The sequence below is a fragment of the Xanthobacter autotrophicus genome (genome assembly GCF_030015065.1).
Classification (GTDB): domain Bacteria; phylum Pseudomonadota; class Alphaproteobacteria; order Rhizobiales; family Xanthobacteraceae; genus Xanthobacter; species Xanthobacter autotrophicus_D.
This window is the reverse complement of the sequence record NZ_JAIVFN010000385.1, coordinates 1-463: the sequence shown is the minus strand read 5'-3', so window position 1 is coordinate 463 and position 463 is coordinate 1. Positions and strand designations below refer to the sequence as shown.

Below are 463 nucleotides of genomic sequence, written 5' to 3'. Positions count from 1 at the left end.
ACCCAATACAAGTCATATGCCAGGTCGCTGAAACCTTTCACCGCGGCGGTGGTCCTGCACGGCCGCCGGGTGTCGCAAAACACCGCTCTAGAGCCTTTGCAGGAAACGTAACCAAATATGCGTGGCATGGCGTCGCAGCGTGCGAAAGCTGCACGCGACAAAATAATCACGGCAGGAAGACAGAAATCTGACGCCAGATTTAGTGGCGAATGGCCTGGGGAATTTTCCCGGATCGCCGCTATCCAAGGCTCAGCAACGTCTTGTATATAAGGTCCAGTCATGCGCGCAGAACAGCCGGGAACCCCTGTCTTCCGACCCACCATCCTGGTGGTGGACGACGAGCCACTGGTCGCGGATTTCGTTACCGAGATCCTCGAACCCGAAGGCTTCAATATCATCGCCGCTGACTCCGCCGATGCTGCCTTGTCACTGTTGGAAAAAGAGGACGCCAATATCGACATCC

Annotated in this window: 1 pseudogene; it reads left to right on the top strand. The window is 56.2% G+C overall.

The window, feature by feature from the left end:
- Positions 1-279: 279 nt before the first annotated feature.
- A pseudogene (locus K9U40_RS23650) lies at positions 280-463 on the top strand (response regulator); the annotation flags it as partial.